The sequence below is a fragment of the Nocardioides sp. genome (genome assembly GCF_035429765.1).
GTDB lineage: Bacteria > Actinomycetota > Actinomycetes > Propionibacteriales > Nocardioidaceae > Nocardioides.
In genome coordinates, this window is record NZ_DAOMFK010000336.1 from 1 (window position 1) to 1,784 (window position 1,784).

At 77.6% G+C, this 1,784-nt stretch carries 3 protein-coding genes; all 3 read right to left on the reverse strand.

The features are described 5' to 3' along the window. A partial coding sequence (locus PLP61_RS16940) for a hypothetical protein (protein ID WP_324503971.1) occupies positions 1-238 on the reverse strand: 238 nt, incomplete at its 3' end. After that, positions 225-941 (reverse strand): RNA polymerase sigma factor SigM, encoded by a 717-nt coding sequence (gene sigM / locus PLP61_RS16945; RefSeq protein WP_324503972.1) that lies wholly within the window; start codon positions 939-941, stop codon positions 225-227. The genes sigM and PLP61_RS16940, both read right to left, overlap by 14 nt. After that, positions 938-1,784: discoidin domain-containing protein (locus tag PLP61_RS16950; protein ID WP_324503973.1), on the reverse strand; the 847-nt coding region annotated here is incomplete at its 5' end. The genes PLP61_RS16950 and sigM, both read right to left, overlap by 4 nt.

A 1,784-nucleotide genomic window follows, 5' to 3' on the forward strand; every position in this document is an offset into this window, starting at 1 on the left:
GCCGTCGGCGGGCGGCCAGCGCTACCACGGTCGCCCCGCCCGCCTCGGTCGCTGGGACGCCGGCCCCGGACCGCTCTGCTGTCCCGGCGTCGGCCACGGACCGCTCCTCGCCGAGGTCGGCCAGGACGCGCTCGAGTCTCGCCGCCACGTCCGCGGGCAGCGGAGCGGTGTGCCGCGCCTCGGCGAGGAGGCCGCGGACCCGGTCCTCCTGCTCGGGAGTGAGCTCAGGCTCCTCCACCGGTCCCACCTCCTTCGGGTTCGTGGTCGCTGGGTCGAGGGGAGTCACCGGATGGGACGGCCGAGGGCGCCCCGGAGTTCCCGTGCTGCCGGTCACTCGCTGCGGGACGGAGCAGCCCGAGGTGCTGGGCGAGCCGGGCCCGGCCCCGCGAGCACCGGGACTTGACCGTGCCCTCCGCGCAGCCCAGGATCTGGGCGGCCTCGGCGACGGCGTACCCCTCCATGTCGACCAGCACCAGCGCGGCACGCTGGTCGTCGGGGAGCGTGGCGAGCGCCTGCAGCACCAGCCGGCGCCGCTCCCGGGCCAGCGCCACCTCGGCCGGGTCGTCCGCGGCCGCACCGGCGGTCACCAGCGACCCGCGGGCGCCCTGCTCCTCCAGGTCGTCGGGCAGCGGCTGGGCCGCCCGCACCCGCGCCGCGCGCAGCCGGTCCAGGCACGCGTTCACCACGATCCGGTGCAGCCAGGTGGTCACCGCCGCGTCCCCGCGGTAGCTGTCGGCCCGGCGGTACGCCGCGACCAGGGCGTCCTGCAGCCCGTCGGCGGCATCCTCCGGGTTGCCCGTCGTCCGCAGCGCGACGGCCCAGAGCCGGTCGCGGTGCCGGGTGAACAGCAGTCCGAAGGCCTCGGGATCACCCGCGACGTGCGCCCGCAGCAGCTCGGCGTCGGTGCGGTCCTCCGCGGGCGACTCGCCCGGACCGCTCACCCGGAGACCACCACCTCGGCGATCTGCCCGCGGTAGCCGCCGCCGACCTCGGGCAGGGAGGTGAGCCACACCGTGAGGAAGCGGCCGGTGCTCCCCGGGTCGAAGCGCACGGTGAGCCGGCCACGGGCGGTCCCGTCCCCTGCCGGGCTCAGGCCGGCCACGCCGGTGGGTCGGCTGTCGGTGAGGAAGACCGCGGCGGTCGTCGGGCCCCCACGGAAGGTGATCGTGGTGGAGCGCACCGCCCGTTCCTCGCCGAGGTCGACGACGAGCCCGACGCCGGTCTTGAGCCCGCCGGGGCCGAGGTCCTGCCGGTAGGTCATCGTCGACCACGCCGTGGTCGGGTCCCCGTCGACGGCGGCGCCCACCTCGTCGGGGTTCTCCTCCGGTGGGTCGCCCTGCGGGTCGAGGTCGGCGGCGACGAGCCCGGTCACCGGCCGCCCCGTGTCCGCCGAGGTGGCGGTCCGGCCCGGCTCGTCGGCGGGGGACGACCGGTCGGCGGATCGCGCCAGGCGGGAGGCGACGATGACGGCCAGCATGACCAGCAGGGCTACGCCGATGACCAGCGCCAGCCGCATCCACTGTCGTCCGGGGACGGGCGCGCCGACCGGGTCGGCGAGGGCATCGGTTCCGGTTCCCGGCCAGGGCCAGAACTCGTGGGAGCCGGTGACGACCCGGCCGCTGCCGGGGGACCCGGTGCTGCCGGTGCCCGAGCCGGTTCCACCGCCGGTCGACGGCGGGGGCTGGGGGGCCGAGGCGGCCGGGGTGCCCGGCCGGGGCCGGCGTACCGGATCGGGGGCGAAAAGCGGACGGGGCGCCGGGTCCTCGAACGCGGGAGGCGGTGGC